Source organism: Streptomyces sp. NBC_00536 (genome assembly GCF_036346295.1).
GTDB lineage: Bacteria > Actinomycetota > Actinomycetes > Streptomycetales > Streptomycetaceae > Streptomyces.
This window is the reverse complement of the sequence record NZ_CP107819.1, coordinates 1,407,349-1,427,761: the sequence shown is the minus strand read 5'-3', so window position 1 is coordinate 1,427,761 and position 20,413 is coordinate 1,407,349. Positions and strand designations below refer to the sequence as shown.

Here is a 20,413-nt window from a genome sequence, read left to right as displayed (position 1 = left end):
ATGAGTACGGACGAGAACACTCCGAGCGAGCCCGTGGAACCGGCGAAGGCCGAACCGGCGTCTGAGGGACAGACGGGGCGCCAGCGGCTCGCCGCGGGGCTCTGGCCGCCGCGGGTGAGCCGGGCCCAACTGATCGTCGCGCTGCTGCTGTTCGTCCTCGGGCTGGGGCTCGCCATCCAGGTGCGCCACAACAGCGACTCCAGTGCACTGCGCGGGGCGCGCCAGGAGGACCTGGTGCGCATCCTCGACGAGCTGGACGGGCGCACCAAGCGCCTGGAGGACGAGAAGCAGAAGCTGGTGGACCAGCGCAAGGAGCTGGAGTCCAGCTCCAACCAGGCGGACGAGGCACGCAAGCAGACGGTGGAGAAGGAACGTCAACTGGGCATTCTGGCGGGTACCGTGGCAGCGCAGGGGCCGGGCATCACGCTCAAGGTCACCGACGCCAAGGGCCAGGTGCAGTCGGACAAGCTGCTGGACACCATCCAGGAGTTGCGGGCGGCCGGGGCCGAGGCCATCCAGATCAACGGCGTGCGCGTCGTGGCGAGCACGTACTTCTCGGACGAGGGCGGCGGGGTCGCGATCGACGGCAAGAAGATCACACAACCCTATGAATTCAGGGTGATCGGCAAGCCGCAGGACCTGGAGCCGGCCCTCAACATCCCCGGTGGCGTCATCCAGACGCTGGAGAAGGAACAGGCCACCGCCGGCGTCGTCCGATCGACGAAGATCGTTGTGGACGCCTTGCGGGTGGCGAAGCAGCCTGACTACGCTCGGTCGTCATCGTCATGAGACCGGGCGGGATGTGGAGCGGCTCACGTGGGCGGATGCCTGCGGGGGGTCGGCGCACCGAAGAAGCGGTGCGTGGTGGAAACTGTCTGGTGGTGACGGACGTTGTGAGAATGTCCGGGTCGGCAGGTGTGAGTATTCGGAGTTCGTCCTGCCCCACGGGCGGGTCTGTTTCGGTCAAGGGGAATCGCCCGTGAAGTTGTTTGAGAAGTTGTTCGGCAAGAAGAACCGCGAGGAAAGCGGTGCGCCCAAGCACCGTGCGGGGCACGGTGACACGGAGGTGCAGGGCGACCGGCCGCTCTTCCGCGACGAGGTTGCCGGAGCGGGTGACAATTCGGGCGCGTACGGCGCGTCGGCTGTTGACCCTGCCGGTTCCGGACGCATAGGTTTCGGTGAACCATCAACCTCAAGTACGGGTGGAGGGTTTAACCCCGACCCGTATGCCACCAATGCCTCCGCGGGGCACCCGCGGCGCGAGGAGCCGTCCATGTCGGCCGAGCAGGTTTGCAGCAGGTGTGGCCACCGCAGCGATGCGGCCAGCCGGTTCTGCTCCAACTGCGGGGCGCCGCTGCGGCCGGGTCTGACGCCGGAGCGTGCTTCGGAGACCACGTCCACCATCTCGATCTCGGGCCTTGAGGCCTATGAGGCCGAGGTGTCCGGACAGCACGTGTCGTCCTCGCTGTCCCCCGAGGCCCAGGCCGCGGTGGAAGCACTGCCTCCGGGCTCCGCGCTGCTCATCGTGCGGCGCGGTCCGAACTCGGGCAGCCGCTTCCTGCTGGACGGCGAACTGACCACGGCGGGCCGCCACCCGCAGAGCGACATCTTCCTGGACGACGTCACCGTCTCCCGGCGGCACGTCGACTTCCGCAGGGGCCAGGACGGTCTCTTCACCGTCTCCGACGTGGGCAGTCTCAACGGCACGTACGTCAACCGTGAGCCGATCGACTCGGTCGTCCTGCACAACGGCGACGAGGTCCAGATCGGCAAGTACCGGCTGGTCTTCTACGCGAGCCAGCGGGGCATCTGACCGTTCCCCCCGGGCGCCGCCCCGGGGGGACCACAGGGAAGGTCCATGCTGCGTACCTCGACGGGCGGTGCCGGTCACGGCACCGCCGGCTCGGGCGGGCGGCTGGTGAGCATCGGCACGGTGCTCACCTTGCTGCGCGACGAGTTTCCCGAAGTCACGATTTCCAAGATCCGGTTCCTTGAGGCGGAGGGGCTGGTCGAGCCCCGGCGCACACCTTCCGGGTACCGCAAGTTCAGTCCCGACGACGTCGAGCGCCTCGCCCGCGTCCTGCGGCTGCAGCGCGATCACTACCTGCCGCTGAAGGTCATCAAGGACCAGCTCGACGCGCTGGAGCGCGGCGAGCAGATCCACATCCCCGCGCCCGCCGCGCCCGCTGACGGGGACACGGCCGGGGCGGCCGTGGTCGCCGCCGTCCTGGGCGAGATCGGCCGCAGCCGCCCCACCGTGGCGCGGATCGGCCGGGCCGAGCTGCTGGCCGCCGCCGAGGTGGACGAGGTACAGCTGGTGGAGTGGGAGTCGTACGGGCTGCTCGCGCAGGCCCCGGACGGCGGATACGACGCCGAGGCGGTCACCGTGGCCAGGCTGGTGGCGGAACTGGGCCGGTTCGGCCTGGAGCCGCGGCACCTGCGGGCCATGAAGGCCGCCGCCGACCGGGAGGCCGGGCTGGTCGAGCAGGTGGTCGCACCGCTGCGCCGGCACCGCAATCCGCAGACCCGGGCCCATGCCGAGGCCACCCTGAAGGAGCTCGCGGGCATCTCCGTACGGCTCCACGAGGCGCTCGTACAGACCGCTCTCGGGGTCCGTCTGCACTGATCCGAGGGGCCCCGACTACCCAAACCGGCCGGGCAGGTCCTAGGGTTGCTGTGTGAACGAGCTCGACGTTGTGGGTGTCCGGGTTGAAATGCCCTCCAACCAACCGATCGTGCTCCTGCGTGAAGTGGGAGGCGATCGGTACCTCCCCATCTGGATCGGTCCTGGGGAGGCTACCGCCATTGCCTTCGCCCAGCAGGGGATGGCCCCTGCCCGGCCGCTGACGCACGACCTGTTCAAGGACGTGCTGGAGGCGATCGGTGAGGAACTCACCGAGGTCCGGATCACGGATCTGCGGGAGGGTGTCTTTTACGCGGAGCTCGTCTTCGCCAGCGGGGTCGAGGTGAGCGCGAGGCCGTCCGACGCCATAGCGCTGGCCCTGCGCACCGGGACGCCGATCTACGGGAGCGACGGGGTGCTGGACGATGCCGGAATCGCGATTCCGGACGAGCAGGAGGACGAGGTGGAGAAGTTCCGCGAGTTCCTCGACCAGATCTCGCCGGAGGACTTCGGCAGCAGCAATCAGTGAGGTGTCGGCCGAGTCGTCCTCAAGGGATTGTCAGCCCATTCGAGTAGCCTTTCCCCGCAAAGGGATACGGGAAACCACTCTCAGGGTGATTATCACTCGGCGTGCCGAGTGTGGCGATCGTTGACGCACCCCGGGTGACTGCCTACCTTCAAGGTGGCAGGTCAAGGACGGAGGGTCGGCGTGAGGATCACGGGCGACGGTACGACCGGGGGCATCCCCGCACGGAGTGAGGGCGGACCGTACCCGCTGCACGGCGGTGCGGTGGGTCCCGCGCGCCGTCAGCCGGAAGCCGTGCAACGCGGCCCGGAAGGCGGCGGCGAGCCGACGGCCGGGGAGATCGGCTACCGCGGGCCCACGGCGTGCGCCGCCGCGGGCATCACCTACCGGCAGCTCGACTACTGGGCGCGGACCGGGCTCGTCGAGCCCAGCGTGCGCGCGGCGGGCGGGTCCGGCACACAGCGGCTGTACAGCTTCCGGGACGTGGTGGTCCTGAAGATCGTCAAGCGCTTCCTGGACACCGGGGTGGCGCTCCAGAACATCCGCACCACCGTCCAGCACCTGCGTGACCGGGGCTTTCGCGACCTGGAGCGGATGACGCTCATGAGCGACGGCGCGACCGTCTACGAGTGCACCTCCCCGGACGAGGTCGTGGGCCTGCTCCAGGGGGGTCAGGGCATCTTCGGGATCGCCGTCGGCGTCGTCTGGCGGGACGTGGAGAAGGCGCTGTCCCAGCTGCACGGCGAGCGGGTCGAGACCGGCGAGACGCTGGTCGGGCACAACCCGGCCGACGAACTGGCCGCGCGCCGCAACCGGGCCGGCTGACCGCCGCACGACCGGCCGCGCCACCAGGACCGCCCCCGGGCGCTCCGGACGTCCCGACGGGGCGCGCCGGACGCGCTCCGGGGGCGTTGTCAGTGGCGTAGGGCAGCATCGGGGGCGTGAGAGCCGCGCCGACCATCCTGCATCTGGACATGGACGCCTTCTACGCCTCCGTGGAGCAGGCGGCGAAGCCGAGCCTGCGCGGGAAAGCGGTGATCGTCGGCGGGCTCGGTCCGCGCGGGGTGGTCGCGACCGCCTCGTACGAGGCGCGCCGGTTCGGGGTGCATTCGGCGATGCCCACCGCCCAGGCCCGGCGGCTCTGCCCGAACGGCGCCTATCTGATTCCGCGCTTCACCCTGTACCGGGCGGTCAGCGACCTCGTGATGGCGCGGCTGCGCGCGCTGTCGCCGCTGGTGGAGCCGCTCAGCCTGGACGAGGCCTTCGTGGACCTGGAGGCCGGTGAGGCCGCCTTCGACTCGGCCGGAGCGCGCGCGGCGGGGGAGCGGCTGCGGGAGGAGATCCGGGCGGCGACGGGGCTCAGCGCCTCCGTGGGGCTGGCCGGGTCCAAGATGCTGGCCAAGGTGGCCTCGGAGGCCGCCAAGCCGGACGGGCTGCTGCTGATCGAGCCCGGGACCGAGCGGGAGCTGCTGGCGCCCATGTCGGTGCGGACCCTGCCCGGGGTGGGGCCCGCCACGGGGGAGCACCTGCGCCGGGCCGGGATCACCACCGTGGGCGAGCTGGCCGAGGCCGGTGAGGACGAGCTGGTCCGGATGACCGGGCGGGCGCACGGGGTGGCGCTGTACCGGATGGCGCTGGGGCTGGACGACCGGCCGGTGGTGGCGGAGCGGGACGCGAAGTCCGTGTCGGTCGAGGACACCTTCGACGTGGACCTGCACGACCGGGTCCGGATCCGGGGCGAGGTGCAGCGGCTCGCGGAGCGGTGCGTGGGGCGGCTGCGGGCGTCCGGGCACTCCGGGCGGACGATCGTGCTCAAGGTGCGCCGCTACGACTTCTCCACGCTGACCCGCTCGGAGACCCTGCGGGGGCCGACGGACGATCCCGCGGTGGTGCGGGAGGCGGCGGCGCGGCTGCTGGAGGGGGTCGACACCACGGGCGGGGTGCGGCTGCTGGGCGTGGGGGTGTCGGGGCTGGCGGACTACACGCAGGAGGACCTGTTCGCCCAGGCCGAAGCCGAGGCCCGGGCCGAGGCGGCGGAGGGTCTGGACGAGGGGGGCGGGGCCGAGGGGGCCGACGGGGCCGCGGGGGAGCCCGTACCGGCCGAGCCGGAGGGGATGGCGGAGTCATCGGCCGGGGCCGAACCCGCGCAGGAGCGGAGATGGCCGGCGGGGACCGACGTACGGCACGGGGAGTACGGGCCGGGCTGGGTCCAGGGCAGCGGGGTGGGGAGGGTCACCGTCCGCTTCGAGCGGCCCGGATCGGCTCCGGGCCGGGTGCGCACCTTCCGGGTGGACGACCCCGAGCTGGAGCCGTCCGATCCGCTGCCGCTGGTCGGGGAACATGCCGAAGATGACGCGGGAGGAGGGACGGACTAGGTCTCCTCGCCGGCGAGGCGGCCGAAGTCGCGGTCGCGGTCCCGGTCGCGGCCGAGGTCACCGTGGTGGAAGTCACTCGGCAAGGTCACGTCGAGGCCGTAGTGGTGGTAGAGCTGGAGCTCCTGTTCCGGTGAGAGGTGGCGGCCGACCCCGAAGTCGGGGGCGTCTTTGATCAGGGAGCGTTCGAAGGGAACCCGCAGGGTGTCGCCCACCATCTCGCTGGGTTCCAGGGGGACGAACGCGTCCCGGCTGAAGAGTCCGGTCCGTACGGCGGCCCATTCCGGGACGCCCGTGGCATCGTCGAGGTAGACCTCGTCCACGGTGCCGATCTTGGTTCCATTGCGGTCGAACGCCTTGCGGCCGATCAGGCTGCGCGGATCGATCTCGGTCTGCACGGTCGCCTCCTTATGGTCGCAACTCCTCCGTAATGACTACAAAAGTGCATTTCCGGAGAGGGGGCCACTCGAGGGAGGGCCCAGATCCTCGCTGGTAGGCTGGGGAACGGCTGTTGACCCTGTGCGGGAGAGTCCTCCGAGTGAGTTCGACGGAGGCGCCGAAGGAGCAAATCCTCCCCGGAATCTCTCAGGCATACGTACCGCACGTGGTGAGGCCACTCTGGAAAGCAGGGGCGGGTACCGGGCGCACAGTGCCGGTCCCCCTCCTCACCGACGGTGAAAGCCGGACCTCGCGAGCGATCCTCGGGCGGCCCGGTGAAGCTCTCAGGTTGTGATGACAGAGGGGGAGGCCGTCCGGGTGCCCGCGCCGTGGTACCCCTCGCAGGTCGTACGACCAGGAGGCCTCCGTACATGACCGCCAACCGCATTCCGCTCCACCAGCTGGAGCGAGGCATCCCCTTCGAGCAGCGCCACATCGGCCCGGATGCCGAGGCGCAGGCGAAGATGCTGGCCCAGGTGGGCTACGGCTCCCTGGACGACCTGACCGCCGCCGCGGTGCCGGACGTCATCAAGAGCGCCGAAGCGCTGAACCTCCCCGGGGCCCGCACCGAGGCCGAGGTCCTCGCCGAGCTGCGCCAGCTCGCGGACCGCAACCAGGTCCTGACCCCGATGATCGGCCTCGGTTACTACGGCACCTTCACGCCGCCGGTGATCCTGCGCAACGTCATGGAGAACCCGGCCTGGTACACGGCGTACACGCCGTACCAGCCGGAGATCTCGCAGGGGCGCCTCGAAGCCCTGCTGAACTTCCAGACGGTCGTCGCCGACCTGACCGGACTGCCGACCTCCGGCGCCTCCCTCCTCGACGAGGGGACCGCGGCTGCCGAGGCCATGCAGCTCGCCCGCCGCGTGGGCAAGGTCAAGGGCGGGGTCTTCCTCATCGACGCGGACACGCTGCCGCAGACGATCGCGGTGATCCAGACGCGCGCCGAGCCCACCGGGGTCGAGGTCGTGGTCGCCGACCTGTCCGGGGGCATCCCGGCCGAGATCGCCGAGCGCGGCGTCTTCGGCGTGCTCCTCCAGTACCCGGGCGCCTCCGGCGCGGTCCGCGAGATCAAGCCGGTCATCGACCAGGCGCACGGCCTGGGCGCGATCGTCACCGTCGCCGCCGACCTGCTGGCCCTGACCCTGCTCACCTCCCCGGGCGCCCTCGGCGCGGACATCGCCATCGGCACCACCCAGCGCTTCGGCGTCCCGATGGGCTTCGGCGGTCCGCACGCCGGTTACATGGCGGTCCAGGAGAAGCACGCCCGCTCGCTGCCCGGCCGCCTGGTCGGCGTCTCCGTCGACGCCGACGGGAACAAGGCCTACCGCCTCGCCCTGCAGACCCGCGAGCAGCACATCCGCCGCGAGAAGGCCACCAGCAACATCTGTACCGCGCAGGTGCTGCTCGCCGTCATGGCCGCGATGTACGCGGTCTACCACGGCCCCGACGGCCTGCGGACGATCGCCCGCCGCACCCACCGCTACGCCGCCCTGCTCGCCGCGGGCCTGACGGCCGGCGGGGTCGAGCTGGTCCACGGCTCGTACTTCGACACCGTCACCGCGCGGGTGCCCGGCAAGGCCGACGGGGTCGTGGCCGCCGCCCGCGCGGCCGGGGTCAACCTCTACCGGGTCGACGCCGACCACGTCTCCGTCTCCTGCGACGAGACGACGCTGCGCGCCGACATCGATGCCGTGTGGGCCGCCTTCGGCGTCACCGCGGACATCGAGGCGCTGGACGAGGTCACCGCCGACGCGCTGCCCGAGGGGCTGCTGCGCTCGGACGCCTACCTGAGCCACCCGGTCTTCCACCAGCACCGCTCCGAGACCGCGATGCTGCGCTACCTGCGCAAGCTCTCGGACAAGGACTACGCGCTGGACCGCGGCATGATCCCGCTGGGCTCCTGCACCATGAAGCTCAACGCGACCACCGAGATGGAGTCGGTCACCTGGCCCGAGTTCGGCCAGTTGCACCCCTTCGCTCCGGTCGAGCAGGCCGCGGGCTACCTCACGCTCATCACCGAGCTGGAGGAACGTCTCTGCGAGGTCACCGGCTACGACAAGGTGTCCATCCAGCCCAACGCCGGATCCCAGGGCGAGCTGGCCGGACTCCTCGCCGTACGGGCGTACCACCGGGCGAACGGCAACGAGCAGCGCACCATCTGCCTGATCCCGTCCTCCGCGCACGGCACCAACGCGGCCAGCGCCGTGATGGCCGGCATGAAGGTCGTCGTCGTGAAGACGGCGGACGACGGCGAGGTCGACGCCGCCGACCTGCGCGCCAAGATCGAGCAGTACCGCGACGAACTCGCCGTGCTGATGATCACCTACCCGTCCACGCACGGTGTGTTCGAAGAGCACGTCGCCGACATCTGCGCACAGGTGCACGACGCGGGCGGCCAGGTCTACGTGGACGGCGCCAACCTCAACGCCCTGGTGGGCCTGGCCAAGCCGGGTCACTTCGGCGGCGACGTCTCGCACCTGAACCTGCACAAGACCTTCTGCATCCCGCACGGCGGCGGCGGCCCGGGCGTCGGCCCGGTCGGTGTCCGGGCGCACCTGGCCCCGTACCTGCCCAACCACCCGCTGCAGCCGACCGCCGGTCCGGCGACGGGCGTCGGCCCGATCTCGGCCGCCCCGTGGGGATCGGCCGGCATCCTGCCGATCTCGTGGTCGTACGTGCGCCTGATGGGCGGCGAGGGCCTCAAGCGCGCCACCCAGGTGGCGGTGCTCGGCGCCAACTACATCGCCAAGCGCCTGGAGCCGCACTACCCGGTGCTCTACACCGGCCCGGGCAACCTGGTCGCGCACGAGTGCATCATCGACATGCGCCCGCTGTCCAAGGCCACGGGTGTCAGCATCGACGACATCGCCAAGCGCCTGATCGACTACGGGTTCCACGCGCCGACGATGTCCTTCCCGGTGGCCGGCACGCTGATGATCGAGCCGACCGAGTCCGAGGACCTCGCCGAGATCGACCGGTTCTGCGACGCGATGATCGCGATCCGCGCCGAGATCGAGCGGGTCGCGGGCGGCGAGTGGCCGGTGGACGACAACCCGCTGGCCAACGCCCCGCACACGGCGGCGGCACTGGGCGGCGAGTGGAACCACCCGTACACCCGTGACGAGGCCGTCTTCCCGGGCGGGCTCACGGCCGCCGAGAAGTACTGGCCGCCGGTCCGCCGGATCGACGGCGCCTTCGGCGACCGCAACCTGGTCTGCTCCTGCCCGCCGCTGGACGAGTACGACAACTGACACGGCTGAGATGTGAAAGGGGCCGGTCCGGGAGTGCGTCTCCCGGACCGGCCCCTTTCACGTTCCCGTTCCTTTTCGCGTGCCCTGCGACGGTTCCCTAGGCCGCCTTCATCACCTGCGCCGCCGCGAGCGGGCGGTGCGGAGCGATGATCTGGCCGTCCGGCAGCAGCTCACCGGTGTCCTCGAAGAGCAGGACGCCGTTGCACAGCAGGCTCCAGCCCTGCTCCGGGTGGTTGGCCACGGGATGTGCGGCCTCCCGGTCGGCTGACTCGGCTGACGGGCAGGCTGGCTGGTGCTGGCACATGGATACGTTCTTTCGCTGCGGTGTGGTCTGTGTGCTGCGGCTCGATGCGTGGTTCATGGCCGCCCCCCGTATCAATCTCGGTGTGGTCAGGGTCCAGTGTTGCCCTACGGACTGGCGTCCGCAGGGATTTCCGGCAGCTGTCCTCATAGATTGATGACGCATCACCCGTGCGGGCGGTTCAGGTCAACTCCCCTGTCATTTCGGGTGGTTCGGAACTGGTCCGAGCGGGCTAGGCCGAATGGGCAGATCCGGCCAGGTGGCCGTCCGGGGTAGTACCGGGGTGGTACCGGGGCCCTTTTCAGGCCGCGGGCGCCGCCATCGACGGCGGCACCGGCGGACCCTGGGGGCTCGGCCGGTTCTGCGGAGTGAGCCGGTGGGTCAGCACCGGCAGCAGCTCCGACACGGGGTGCGGGCGGTAGGCGGCGATGCCGGGCGGGGCGGGTGCCAGCGGCACCAGCAGGTCCGCGGCCGCGGGCAGTCCGGCGGAGGGGTCGGCGCCGACCCCCTCGTGCAGCCACAGGGTCAGCATGTACAGCTCCGGTACGGACAGCAGCCGGGGCTGGTAGTTCTTGCCGAGGGATTCCGCCTGGCGCAGGGCGCGTTCGGTGGCGGCGACGTAAGGTCCCTCGAAGAAGTGGGAGAAGACCCAGCCGTCCGCCGTCAGCCGGGTGTCCGCCGCGGCCACGAAGCGGTCGCCGCCGCGGATCAGGAACCGCCAGCCGGTGAGCCGGGTGCGGGGCGGCCGGCCCGCCGCCGAGGGAAGGAACTGCAGCCGGTCCAGCACGTGGACGGGCAGGGGGAGTTCGGCGGTCAGTGGCCCCTGGAGGGCGCGCAGCGCCGGAGTGAGCACCTCGCGGACGGCGGTGGGGGAACCGAGTGCCGCGAGGACGCTGCGCAGGGCGGGCGCGGGAGCCGGAGGGACATGCAGCGGCATGGTGGGTCGCCTCTCATGTGGGAGACCTGGGAGAACGGGGGCAGGTGCGGACGGCGCTGTCGCATTCTGGGGCCAGAGGGGGGCTGAGGGGCAATGGCCGCGCGCCAACTCTCTGCCTCGTTTGCGGAGTTTATACGACATGTGTTCACGCAGTGTTTCGGCTACCTGTCCCGGCCATTGCCGGCAAGGCGCATACCGGTCCGACTGCGGAGGATTTGGAGCTGCGCGTACGCGAACATGTCGCGCTGACCTCGGAGGCTACCCGAAGGGTGCTCGGCTGGAAAGCGCCGGTATTGCGTACAGGGAAAAGTCGACGCGGACATTGCAGGACGTCCCTTGCCAGATGAATGTGCCATGGCGCCTGTCGGCCAAACCGGCGCGCGCTGTCCGCCAGTCGTGCCCCCGCCGCGTTATCGATCACCCGGCCGGGGCATCATCGACCGTAACGCGCGCCTGGGTGGACCGGGCCAGGCCCACTCGTGGAGGGACGCTTCGATGGGGGAGAAGGTCGTGGCAGGCGGATTCGACCTGTCCGATCGGCAACGGTATCGGAGGAAGCTTCACGAGTGCCTGGAGGGACTGGAGCGACTTCTGGCGGAGAAGAGGTTCGATCGCCCCAAGAACATGATGGGGCTGGAGATCGAGCTGAATCTCGCGGGTTCCGACGGGTTGCCGAGAATGGTGAATGCACAGGTACTGGAGCGTATTGCGAGCCCCGATTTCCAGACCGAACTCGGAATGTTCAACCTGGAGGTCAACATACTTCCGCACCGGCTCGACGGCCGGGTATTCGACCAGCTCGCGGAGGAACTCAGCGCGAGCCTCGCCTATGCCAACCGGCAGGCCGCCGAGATCGATGCCGGGGTGGTGATGATCGGCATCCTGCCGACGATCTCCCGCCGCGACCTCGTCGCCGCGAACCTCTCCGCGGTGGACCGTTACTCGCTGCTGAACGAGCAGATCCTGATGATGCGGGGGGAGGACTTCGCCCTCGACATCGACGGGGTGGAGCGGCTGACCTGGACCGCCGGGTCGATCGTCCCGGAGGCGGCCTGCACCTCGGTGCAGCTGCACCTCCAGGTGACCCCGGCCCGGTTCGGAGACGTGTGGAACGCGGCGCAGGCGGTGGCGGCGGTCCAGATAGCCGTCGGCGCCAACTCCCCGTTCCTCTTCGGCCGTGAGCTGTGGCGGGAATCGCGGCCCCCGCTCTTCCAGCAGGCCACCGACACCCGGCCGCCCGAACTCCAGGCGCAGGGGGTGCGCCCGCGGACCTGGTTCGGGGAGCGCTGGGTCGATTCGGCGTACGAGCTGTTCGCCGAGAACGTCCGCTACTTCCCGGCCCTGCTGCCGATCTGCGACGAGGAGGAGCCGCTGCGGGTGCTCGATGAGGGCGGGGTGCCCAGCCTCCAGGAACTCGTCCTGCACAACGGCACCGTCTACCGCTGGAACCGGCCCGTCTACGGGGTGGCCGACGGGGTGCCGCACCTGCGGGTGGAGAACCGGGTGCTGCCCGCCGGGCCCACCGTCACCGATGTCGTGGCCAACGCGGCCTTCTACTACGGGCTCGTGCGCACCCTCGCCGACGAACAGCGCCCGGTGTGGAGCCGGCTGCCGTTCGCGGAGGCGGAGGCCAACTTCGACGCGGCCTGCCGGTACGGGATCGACGCGCGGCTGCGCTGGCCGCGCCGCGGCCGGGGCGGGGGACTGGCGAGCGTACCGGCGGTCCGGCTGGTGCTCGAAGAGCTGCTGCCGATGGCAGCGGCCGGACTGGACGCCTGGGGGATCGAGCCCGCGGACCGGGACCACTACCTCGGGATCATCGAGGAGCGATGCCGCCGGCGCGCCAACGGGTCCACCTGGCAGGTGGAGACCTACCACCGGGCCCTGGCGGCCGGGCTGGAGCGGGAGGCGGCGCTCGCGGCGACCACCCGCCGCTACACCGAGCTGATGCACAAGGGGGACCCTGTGCACACCTGGCCCGCCGGGCTGCCGGAGGAGGAGGTGAGCGCCGCGCTGACCGCCGGGCGCTGAGGGCCGCCCGGTGATCCCGTTCCTCCGCCGAGCGGGCAGTATGGGGTGGTCGGAGCGGGATGGCGGGTTGGCGGAACGGAGTCAGGCGTGCGGGCGGATCCGGAGCCGGTGGTCAAGGCCTCGCGCGAGGACGGGCGGCGGGTCCTCGGGACCGAGACGCTGCTGGTCCTCGCCCTGTCGCTGGGCGCGAGCGGGGTCTCGGCGCTGATCAGCTTCATCGGCTCGCTCACCAAACCGGGCGGGCTGAAGGACCAGGCCGCCACGCTCAACGGCTCCTACGCGCCCGGCCGCCCCTGGCTCGACCTGGCCTGGCAGCTCTTCGGGATCGCGACCGCGCTGGTCCCCGTACTCCTCGTGGCGCATCTGCTCACCCGTGAGGGCGCGCCCGGGCTGCGGGTGCTCGGCTTCGACCGCACCCGGCCGGGCTGGGACCTGGGGCGCGGGGTGCTCGTCGCGGCCGGGATCGGCAGCGCGGGACTCGCCTTCTACCTGGCGGCCCGCGCCTCCGGCTTCAACCTGACGGTGGTGCCGGAGGCGCTGCCCGCGGTGTGGTGGAAGTTCCCCGTACTGATCCTCTCCGCGGTGCAGAACTCCGTGGTGGAGGAGGTCATCGTGCTGGCCTACCTGCTGCGCAGGCTGGACGGGCTGGGCTGGTCGCCGATGGCCGCGCTGGCGGCCAGTTCGCTGCTGCGCGGCTCCTACCACCTCTACCAGGGCATCGGCGGCTTCCTCGGCAACGTGGTGATGGGCGTCGTCTTCGTCCTGCTCTACCGGCGCTGGGGCCGGGTCGGACCGCTGGTGGCCGCGCACGCCCTGCTCGACATCGTGGCCTTCGGCGGATACGCGCTGCTCGCGGGCAAGGTCGGCTGGCTGCCCACGCCCTGACGGCCGGGGCGGCCCGGTCAGGGGGCGGAGGTGAGGAGTTCGCCGTCGATGACCGTGACGGCGTACCCGGTCAGGAACGTACGGTCCCCCGCGAGCCGGACCGTGACCCGGCCGGTGCGCGCCGAGCCCTGGAGGCCGGTCAGCTCGGTGCGGCCCAGCCGCGCGGCCCAGAACGGGGCGAGCGCGGTGTGCGCGCTGCCGGTGACCGGATCCTCGGGCACGCCCACGGCGGGGAAGAAGCCGCGGGAGACGAAGTCGTACCCCCGGGCGGGGTCCTCGGCGGCCGCGGTGACGATCAGCCCGCGCTTGGCGTAGGCGGCGAGCACCGCCAGGTCCGGCCGCAGCTCGCGCACCGCGCGCTCGTCGGCCAGCTCGACCACCAGATCGCCGATGTGCTCGGCGGTGTCGTGGACGGAGCGGATCTCCACCCCGCCCAGGGCCAGGGCGAGGGCGTCCGGCAGCTCGTACGGGGTGAGCGAGGAGGTCGGGAAGTCCATGGTCACCGCCCCGTCGGCGGCGGCCTCGGTGGTGAGGATCCCGCAGCGCGCGGCGAACCGGACCGGGCCCGCGGCCAGGCCGGTGCCCGCCAGGACGTGCGCGGTGGCGAGGGTGGCGTGGCCGCACATGTCGACCTCGGCGGTCGGGGTGAACCAGCGCAGCGCCCAGTCGGCCTCACCGCCGGGCGGCAGCGGGTGCGCGAAGGCGGTCTCGGAGAGGTTGACCTCCGCGGCCACGCGCTGGAGCCACGCGTCGGGCGGGAAGCCCGTGGCGCCGTCCAGGAGCAGGACTCCGGCGGGGTTGCCCTGGAAGGGCCGGTCGGTGAAGGCGTCGACGATTCGGATGCGCATGCCCGTGACCGTAGGCCGGTCCGCCGCGCGCGGACAAAGGCCAATCCGCGATCACTGGACCCCGGGCATCCGGGCGCCTACGCGTCCAGCATCCGCAGTGCGTCGGCCAGGGTGGCCGGGCCGTCGTCCCAGGAGCAGACCTCGAGCCAGGACAGGTATCCGTTCCGGGCGAAGGCCAGGACCTCCCCGACGCAGGCCTCGTCGGCGTCGTAGACCTGGGCCTCGGCCGCCACCACGGTGCCGGCGGGGGACGGCGCCGCCATCACGGTGTCCGTGTCCAGGTCGAAGTACGTGGTACCGCAGCCGCAGGTGCAGCGCCCGGCCACCCGCAGGTGCGGTACCTGCCGGCGGAGCGCGAGGTGCGTCGCGTCCTGCGTGCCGAGGAGAAGGGTGAGCGCGTCGGCGACGTCGGAGGGCAGTGCCGGGATCATGCCCGCACCGTATCCCGGCATCGGCGGGCCCCCATCGGCGACAGTCGTAAGAACACTCCCGATATATCGTTGACAGGTCGCGAACGATCAGCGATGGTTGTGATGTCGGACAACGACAGCAAGAAACCAGCGGAAGCAATGACGAAAGGAGCGCGGTCATGCGTTCACATGGACATGAGCACGGGCACGGACACGAGCACGGTCGTGGGCACGGACACTGCGGGCCGGACCGTCAGGGTGACTTCGAAGGCCGGCGCGCCGCCTTCGGTCCGTTCGGGCCGCCGTTCGGCGGGCCCTTCGGCGGACGGGGCGGGCGCGGCGGGCCGCACCGGCGGGCTCGGCGGGGTGATGTCAGGGCGTCGATCCTGGCGCTGCTCGTGGACCGGCCGATGCACGGCTACGAGATGATCCAGGAGATCGGCGAGCGCAGCGGCGGGGCCTGGAAGCCCAGCCCCGGCTCGGTCTACCCGACCCTGCAGATGCTTGAGGACGAGGGGCTCATCACCAGCGTGAGCGAGGGCGGCAAGAAGCTGTTCACGCTCACCGACGCCGGGCGCACCGAGGCCGAGGCGGGCTCTTCGGCCCCCTGGGACGAGGCCGGGCGCGGGTTCGACCGCGAGGCGATGAACGAGATCCGTACGGCCGGGTTCGGCCTGATGGAAGCCTTCGGCCAGGTCTGGAAGACCGGCTCGTCCGAGCAGCGGGAGAAGGCCGTCGCGGTCATCAACGAGGCCCGTAAGAAGCTCTACCTGATCCTCGCCGACGAGCACTGACCCGTCCGGCGGGCGGCACGGCCGAGCGCCCCGCACGTCACGACTCGCATGAGTCGGGGCGTGCGGGGCGCTCCGGCGTGTGCGGGCGGGGGCTCAGGCGACCAGGGCGGCCAGTTTGCGCAGGGACTCGTTCAGGGCGGCGCTCGCCGAGTCCTTCAGTTTGCCCGCCATGAGGGAGACGGCCGCGCCCTGGAAGTCTCCGTCGATGCGCACGGTCGTCGCCCCGCCGTCGGGGATCAGGGTGTAGCGGGTGCCGACGATCACGCCCATCGGGCCCTTGCCGCGGATGGCGAAGACCCGCTCGGTCTCCAGTTCCTCGATGGTCCACACGACCTCGGCCGGGAAGCCCATCATCTTCATGTTCTCGGCGAAGGTGGATCCGACGGCCAGGGTCTCCGGGCCGCCCTTGGGGAAGCCGGTGTGGGTCATGCTCCACTCGCCGTACGCGTCCCAGTCGGTGAGTTGCGACCAGAGCGCGGAGGCGGAGGCCTCGATGCGTGATTCCGCGGTGACTTCGGCCATGGGACCGCCCCTTCTCGTCGGCTGTGTCCGGCGGAACGTAGTCCCGGCGGGCGGAACATTCAAGACTGACGACCTGTCAGGAAATCTCAACAGGCGTCATGCCCGTGACGGTCCTGACGAGGGCTGTCATGATGTGCCGATGCAAGCGTCAGGGAGAAATGCCGGACTGGGCCTCGCCCTCGTCTCGGCGTGCGCGTTCGGTGGTTCGGGGGTCGCGGCGAAGCCGCTGATCGAGGCGGGTCTCGACCCGCTGCACGTGGTCTGGCTGAGGGTGGCCGGGGCGGCGCTCGTGCTGTCCCCGCTGGCCTGGCGCCACCGCGGACTGCTGCTCCGCAAACCCGCGCTGCTCGCCGGCTTCGGTCTGGTCGCCGTCGCCGGGGTGCAGGCCTTCTACTTCGCCTCCCTGTCCCGGATCCCGGTCGGGGTCGCCCTGCTGCTGGAGTACCTCGGCCCCGCGCTGCTGCTCGGCTGGATCCGCTTCGTCCAGCGCAAGCCCGTGACCCGGGCGGCCGCCGCCGGGGCCGCGGTGGCCGTGGTCGGCCTGGCCTGCGTGGTCGAGATCTGGGCCGGGCTGCGGCTGGACCCGCTCGGGGTGCTGCTCGGCGTGGCCGCCGCGTGCTGCCAGGCCTTCTACTTCGTGCTGGCCGACCAGGGGGCGGACCGCGAGGACGCGCCCGACCCGTTCGGGGTGATCGCGTACGGGATGATCATCGGCGCCCTGCTGATGACCGTGATCGCCCGGCCCTGGCAGATGGAGTGGGCGGTCCTGGGCCGGGAGGCCGCCGTGGGGGATCTGCACGTGCCCGCGCTGGTGCTCGTCGGCTGGGTGGTGCTGATCGCCACCGTCGCCGCCTATCTGACCGGCGTGGTGTCGGTGCGGATGCTGTCGCCGCAGGTGGCGGGCGTGGTGGCCTGCCTGGAGGCGGTCGTCGCCACCGTGCTGGCCTGGGTGCTCCTCGGGGAACACCTCTCGACCCCGCAGATCATCGGCGGTGCGCTGGTGCTGGGCGGTGCCTTCATCGCGCAGACCTCGCGGCCCGCGGCGCCGGGTCCGCAGACGCCGGACTCGCAGGCCCCGGGTTCGCAGGCTCCCGACCAGGAGGTCCCGGACCCGGCGGTGGCCGGCCGACAGATGACCGGGATCCCCGGCACCCCGGACCCCGGTGCTCTGGACCGGACCGCCGCGACGGCTTGGGCCGGCGACGGCGTGGGACCGCGGTGCTAGGCTCGCGATCATGCTGACGACCGTGCTTCCGCCTCCCGCCGCCTGACGCGGGCGGCCACGCCTCTGCGCCACCGAATTCCGCCCGGAGTCACCGGGCGGGTCCGTGCTGCCCGCGAAGCGATGACCTTTTCCCTCATCCTTCACGTCACGCGGAGCACACGTGCCGAAGCATCTGCTGTATCTCGTCGTCGCCGGAGCCGCCTGGGGCACCGCCGGGGCGGCCGCCTCACTCCTCTTCCTGGCCAGTGACCTCGGTCCGCTGGCCCTGTCCTTCTGGCGCTGCGCGGGCGCCCTGGTGCTGCTGCTCGGGGCCCTGGCCGTACGCCGCCCCCGGCGCCGCACCGCGCGGTCCGCGCCGTCCGCGCCGCGGCCCCGGGCGGGCTCGCTGATCGGCACCGGTCTGCTCTTCACCCTGTTCCAGGCCGCCTACTTCGAGGCCGTGCGCGAGACCGGGCTCGCGGTCGGGACGGTGGTCACGCTGGGCGCCGGGCCGGTGCTGATCGCGCTCGGGGCGCGGTACTGGATGGGCGAGCGGCTCGGCCGGGGCGGGGTGGCCGCCGTCTGCGGTGCGCTGGCCGGGCTGGCCGCCCTGACGCTGGGCGGCGGGGGCGCCGAGGTGCGGCCCGCCGGGGTGGGCTGGGCGCTGGCGTCGGCGGCCGGGTACGCGGCGATGACCCTGCGGACGCGTGCGCTGGGGCGGCGCGGGGCGGGCGGGGATCCGCTCGTCACCACCGCGTGGTCCCTGCTGGTGGGAGCCGTGTGCCTGCTGCCGCTCGCGGCACTGGAGGGGCTGGTTCCGCACACCGCGCAGCCGGTCCGGGTGCTCTGGCTGCTGGTGTACGTCGCGACGGTGCCCACGGCGCTCGCGTACGTCCTCTACTTCACCGGTGCGGCCGCGGTACGGGCCGCCACCGTGTCCGTGATCATGCTGATCGAACCGGTGAGCGCGGCCGTGATCGCCGTGCTGGTGCTGGGGGAGCGGCTGACCGGGCCGGTGGTGCTCGGCACCGTGCTCCTGCTGACGGCGGTCCTCGCGCTGATCGTCGCGGAGGGCCGCCGTCCGGCGGGGGTGGACGGCGCCTCCGGGGCCGGGGCCCCGGGAGGCGGTGGCGAGGGGCCCGGTGGGGGGCCCGTACCGGCTCAGAGCGCGGTGATGTAGTCCGGTACGTCGATCCCGGGGGCCAGGTCGGCCGCCGGGACGGGGGCGCCGTAGGTCCGCGCGACCGGGACCACGCCGGACCAGAACGGCAGGTCCAGGTCGCGGGCCTCGTCGTTCGGGCCGCCGGTGCGCAGCTTCGCCGAGACCTGTTCGAGGTCGAGGCGGATGACGGCGGTGGCCGCCAGCTCCTTGGCGTCGGCCGGGCGGGAGTCCGCCGCGCGGCCCGCCACCACCTGGTCGACGAGGGCGTCGAGGGCCGCGCGGCGCTCGGCCTCGTCGGTGACCTCGTACGCCGTGCCGTGCACCACGACCGAGCGGTAGTTCATCGAGTGGTGGAAGGCCGACTTGGCGAGCACCAGCCCGTCGAGGTGGGTGACCGTGACGCACACGGGCAGGCCCGGGTCGGCCTTGCCCGCGGCGAGCAGCGGGCGCGAACCGGTGGAACCGTGGATGTAGAGGGCCTCGCCGATCCGGCCGTAGAGGGTCGGCAGGACCACCGGAGCGCCGTCGCGGATGAACCCGAGGTGGCAGAGGTAGCCCTCGTCGAGTATCGCGTGCACCGTCTCGCGGTCGTAGCGCGCGCGGTCGCGCGAGCGGGACGGGACGGTGAGGTCGGTGGGCTCGTATGCGTCGGTCGCGGGGGTCTGGGAAGCGGCGGGCGCGGCGGTCATGATGCGGACTCCATTGCACTAGTGCATACTGTTCTTTGTGCTAGGAGAATACATGATCGTCGGAAGTCGCGCATCGGAGATCGCCGCCAGCGTCGAAGCGGGCGTGGGCTCGGGGGAGCTGGCGCCCGGCGCCCTGCTGCCGCCGATGCGGGAACTGGCGGGCGCGCTCGGGGTCAACCCGAACACCGTGGCCGCCGCCTACCGCACCCTGCGCGAGCGCGGGGTCATCGAGACCGACGGGCGGCGCGGCAGCCGGGTGCGGGCCCGCCCCGCCAGCACCCCGCGGGACGGCCTGCGGGTGGCGGTGCCGCCCGGCGGCCGGGACGTGGCCAGCGGCAACCCCGATCCCGCCGTGCTGCCCGAGCTGACGGGCGCGCTGGCGGCGGCCGCCCTGCGGTACGCGCAGGCGCCCACCCGGTACGGGGACGACCCCGTCGTGCCCGAACTGGCCCGGCTCGCCCGGGCCGGGCTCGACGCCGACGGGGTGCCGGCCGGGCCCGTCGGACTGACCTCGGGCGCGCTGGACGCGATCGAACGGGTGCTGTCGGCCCACCTGCGCCCCGGCGACGCGGTGGCGGTCGAGGACCCGGGCTGGGGCAGCGTGCTGGACCTCGTCCCCGCGCTCGGGCTGCGGATCGCACCGGTCGCGGTCGATGACGAAGGGCCGCTGCCGGGGGCCGTCGAACGGGCCCTCGCGGAGGGGGCCCGGGCGCTGGTGGTGACGGCGCGGGCGCAGAACCCCACCGGTGCGGCGGTCAGTTCAGGGCGGGCGGCCGCGCTCCGGGCGCTGCTGGCCCGCCACCCGCACGTCCTCGTCATCGACGACGACCACGGCCACGGCATCGTCGACCTGCCGCTCGAATCCCTGGGCGGGGTCACCCGGCACTGGGCGCTGGTGCGCTCCACCGCCAAGGCGTACGGGCCGGACCTGCGGCTCGCGGTGCTGACGGGGGACGCGGTGACCGTGGACCGGGTGCTGGGCCGCCAGCGGCTGGGCCCGGGCTGGGTGAGCCGGCTGCTCCAGTACGCCGTCATCGACCTGTGGACCTCGGGGGCCGTGGACCCGGCCGCGACCGCCCGGGCCTACGGGGAGCGGCGGGACGCGCTGGTGGCGGCGCTGCGCGAGCGGGGCGTACGGGCGTACGGCCGCAGCGGGATGAACGTGTGGGTGCCGGTGACGGACGAGACCGGGGCGGTGACCCGGCTCCTCGCGGCGGGCTGGGCGGTGGCCCCGGGGGCGCGCTTCCGGGTGGACAGCGGACCCGGCGTGCGGATCACCGTGTCGCCGGTGTCCCCGGCGGAGATCCCGGCGCTGGCGGACGCGGTGGCGGCGGCGGTCCGCCCGGCGCCGGGGGCCCGCTACGACTGACGGGCCGGGGCCCGGTGGTACGGGCCCCGGCCGGTCGGCGGGCGA

20 protein-coding genes and 1 riboswitch are annotated in these 20,413 nt (G+C 72.2%); of the genes, 13 read left to right on the top strand and 7 right to left on the bottom strand.

Annotated elements, in window-relative coordinates; translation table 11 throughout:
- From OHS33_RS05970 to OHS33_RS05945, 6 genes are all read left to right on the top strand, one after another.
- Window positions 1–789 (top strand): DUF881 domain-containing protein, encoded by a 789-nt coding sequence (locus OHS33_RS05970; RefSeq protein ID WP_330329328.1) that lies wholly within the window; start codon window positions 1–3, stop codon window positions 787–789.
- An 82-nt stretch (window positions 790–871) separates the two neighbouring features.
- Window positions 872–1,813 (top strand): FHA domain-containing protein, encoded by a 942-nt coding sequence (locus tag OHS33_RS05965; RefSeq protein WP_330334923.1) that lies wholly within the window; start codon window positions 872–874, stop codon window positions 1,811–1,813.
- 45 nt (window positions 1,814–1,858) lie between these two features.
- Window positions 1,859–2,626: a transcriptional regulator FtsR gene (ftsR, locus tag OHS33_RS05960; protein ID WP_330329327.1), complete on the top strand. Its 768-nt coding sequence runs from the start codon at window positions 1,859–1,861 to the stop codon at window positions 2,624–2,626.
- A gap of 52 nt (window positions 2,627–2,678) precedes the next feature.
- Window positions 2,679–3,152 (top strand): bifunctional nuclease family protein, encoded by a 474-nt coding sequence (locus OHS33_RS05955; RefSeq protein WP_283461037.1) that lies wholly within the window; start codon window positions 2,679–2,681, stop codon window positions 3,150–3,152.
- 180 nt (window positions 3,153–3,332) lie between these two features.
- Window positions 3,333–3,974: a MerR family transcriptional regulator gene (locus tag OHS33_RS05950; RefSeq protein ID WP_330329326.1), complete on the top strand. Its 642-nt coding sequence runs from the start codon at window positions 3,333–3,335 to the stop codon at window positions 3,972–3,974.
- A gap of 116 nt (window positions 3,975–4,090) precedes the next feature.
- The gene (locus OHS33_RS05945; protein ID WP_330329325.1) at window positions 4,091–5,524 is read left to right on the top strand and encodes a DNA polymerase IV; all 1,434 of its coding nucleotides are present in this window, start codon (window positions 4,091–4,093) and stop codon (window positions 5,522–5,524) included.
- On the opposite strand, the gene OHS33_RS05940 is transcribed toward OHS33_RS05945, so the two are convergent.
- Complete coding sequence (locus tag OHS33_RS05940; RefSeq protein ID WP_330329324.1) at window positions 5,521–5,919, bottom strand: PRC-barrel domain-containing protein; 399 nt, start codon at window positions 5,917–5,919, stop codon at window positions 5,521–5,523. The two genes, OHS33_RS05945 and OHS33_RS05940, sit on opposite strands and share 4 nt — an antisense overlap.
- Window positions 5,920–6,033: 114 nt before the next feature.
- A riboswitch (glycine riboswitch) is annotated at window positions 6,034–6,132 on the top strand.
- Window positions 6,133–6,330: 198 nt separating this feature from the next.
- Here OHS33_RS05940 and gcvP point away from each other — a divergent pair.
- Complete coding sequence (gene gcvP, locus OHS33_RS05935) at window positions 6,331–9,216, top strand: aminomethyl-transferring glycine dehydrogenase (RefSeq protein WP_330329323.1); 2,886 nt, start codon at window positions 6,331–6,333, stop codon at window positions 9,214–9,216.
- Window positions 9,217–9,313: 97 nt separating this feature from the next.
- On the opposite strand, the gene OHS33_RS05930 is transcribed toward gcvP, so the two are convergent.
- Both OHS33_RS05930 and OHS33_RS05925 read right to left on the bottom strand, forming a co-directional pair.
- Window positions 9,314–9,520, bottom strand: a complete 207-nt coding sequence (locus OHS33_RS05930; RefSeq protein WP_330329322.1) for a DUF5999 family protein — start codon at window positions 9,518–9,520, stop codon at window positions 9,314–9,316.
- Between the two features lie 298 nt (window positions 9,521–9,818).
- Window positions 9,819–10,454, bottom strand: coding sequence for a hypothetical protein (locus tag OHS33_RS05925; RefSeq protein WP_330329321.1), 636 nt, complete (start codon window positions 10,452–10,454; stop codon window positions 9,819–9,821).
- A 495-nt stretch (window positions 10,455–10,949) separates the two neighbouring features.
- Here OHS33_RS05925 and OHS33_RS05920 point away from each other — a divergent pair, with 495 nt between their 5' ends.
- On the top strand, window positions 10,950–12,485 hold the full coding sequence (locus OHS33_RS05920) for a glutamate-cysteine ligase family protein (RefSeq protein ID WP_330329320.1): 1,536 nt from the start codon (window positions 10,950–10,952) through the stop codon (window positions 12,483–12,485).
- 87 nt (window positions 12,486–12,572) lie between these two features.
- A complete protein-coding gene (locus OHS33_RS05915; RefSeq protein ID WP_330329319.1) occupies window positions 12,573–13,370 on the top strand; it encodes a CPBP family intramembrane glutamic endopeptidase in 798 nt (265 codons plus the stop codon).
- Window positions 13,371–13,387: 17 nt separating this feature from the next.
- Here the strand turns inward: OHS33_RS05915 and OHS33_RS05910 are convergent, their stop codons facing one another.
- Together OHS33_RS05910 and OHS33_RS05905 are read right to left on the bottom strand one after the other, a co-directional pair.
- Window positions 13,388–14,218 carry a PhzF family phenazine biosynthesis protein gene (locus OHS33_RS05910; RefSeq protein WP_330329318.1) on the bottom strand — a complete coding sequence of 277 codons (831 nt, stop codon included), beginning with the start codon at window positions 14,216–14,218 and terminating at the stop codon, window positions 13,388–13,390.
- A gap of 77 nt (window positions 14,219–14,295) precedes the next feature.
- Window positions 14,296–14,649: a hypothetical protein gene (locus OHS33_RS05905; protein WP_330329317.1), complete on the bottom strand. Its 354-nt coding sequence runs from the start codon at window positions 14,647–14,649 to the stop codon at window positions 14,296–14,298.
- 158 nt (window positions 14,650–14,807) lie between these two features.
- On the opposite strand from OHS33_RS05905, the gene OHS33_RS05900 reads away from it, so the two are divergent.
- Complete coding sequence (locus tag OHS33_RS05900; protein WP_330329316.1) at window positions 14,808–15,422, top strand: PadR family transcriptional regulator; 615 nt, start codon at window positions 14,808–14,810, stop codon at window positions 15,420–15,422.
- Window positions 15,423–15,515: 93 nt separating this feature from the next.
- On the opposite strand, the gene OHS33_RS05895 is transcribed toward OHS33_RS05900, so the two are convergent.
- On the bottom strand, window positions 15,516–15,944 hold the full coding sequence (locus tag OHS33_RS05895; protein ID WP_330329315.1) for a type II toxin-antitoxin system Rv0910 family toxin: 429 nt from the start codon (window positions 15,942–15,944) through the stop codon (window positions 15,516–15,518).
- Window positions 15,945–16,083: 139 nt separating this feature from the next.
- Here OHS33_RS05895 and OHS33_RS05890 point away from each other — a divergent pair, with 139 nt between their 5' ends.
- Window positions 16,084–17,169 (top strand): EamA family transporter, encoded by a 1,086-nt coding sequence (locus OHS33_RS05890; protein WP_330329314.1) that lies wholly within the window; start codon window positions 16,084–16,086, stop codon window positions 17,167–17,169.
- 160 nt (window positions 17,170–17,329) lie between these two features.
- Window positions 17,330–18,328, top strand: coding sequence for a DMT family transporter (locus OHS33_RS05885; RefSeq protein WP_330329313.1), 999 nt, complete (start codon window positions 17,330–17,332; stop codon window positions 18,326–18,328).
- On the opposite strand, the gene OHS33_RS05880 is transcribed toward OHS33_RS05885, so the two are convergent.
- Window positions 18,310–18,999, bottom strand: coding sequence for a pyridoxamine 5'-phosphate oxidase family protein (locus tag OHS33_RS05880; protein ID WP_330329312.1), 690 nt, complete (start codon window positions 18,997–18,999; stop codon window positions 18,310–18,312). The two genes, OHS33_RS05885 and OHS33_RS05880, sit on opposite strands and share 19 nt — an antisense overlap.
- 37 nt (window positions 19,000–19,036) lie before the next feature.
- Between OHS33_RS05880 and OHS33_RS05875 the strand changes: the two genes are divergently transcribed.
- Window positions 19,037–20,368 carry an aminotransferase class I/II-fold pyridoxal phosphate-dependent enzyme gene (locus OHS33_RS05875; RefSeq protein WP_330329311.1) on the top strand — a complete coding sequence of 444 codons (1,332 nt, stop codon included), beginning with the start codon at window positions 19,037–19,039 and terminating at the stop codon, window positions 20,366–20,368.
- Window positions 20,369–20,413: the final 45 nt, after the last annotated feature.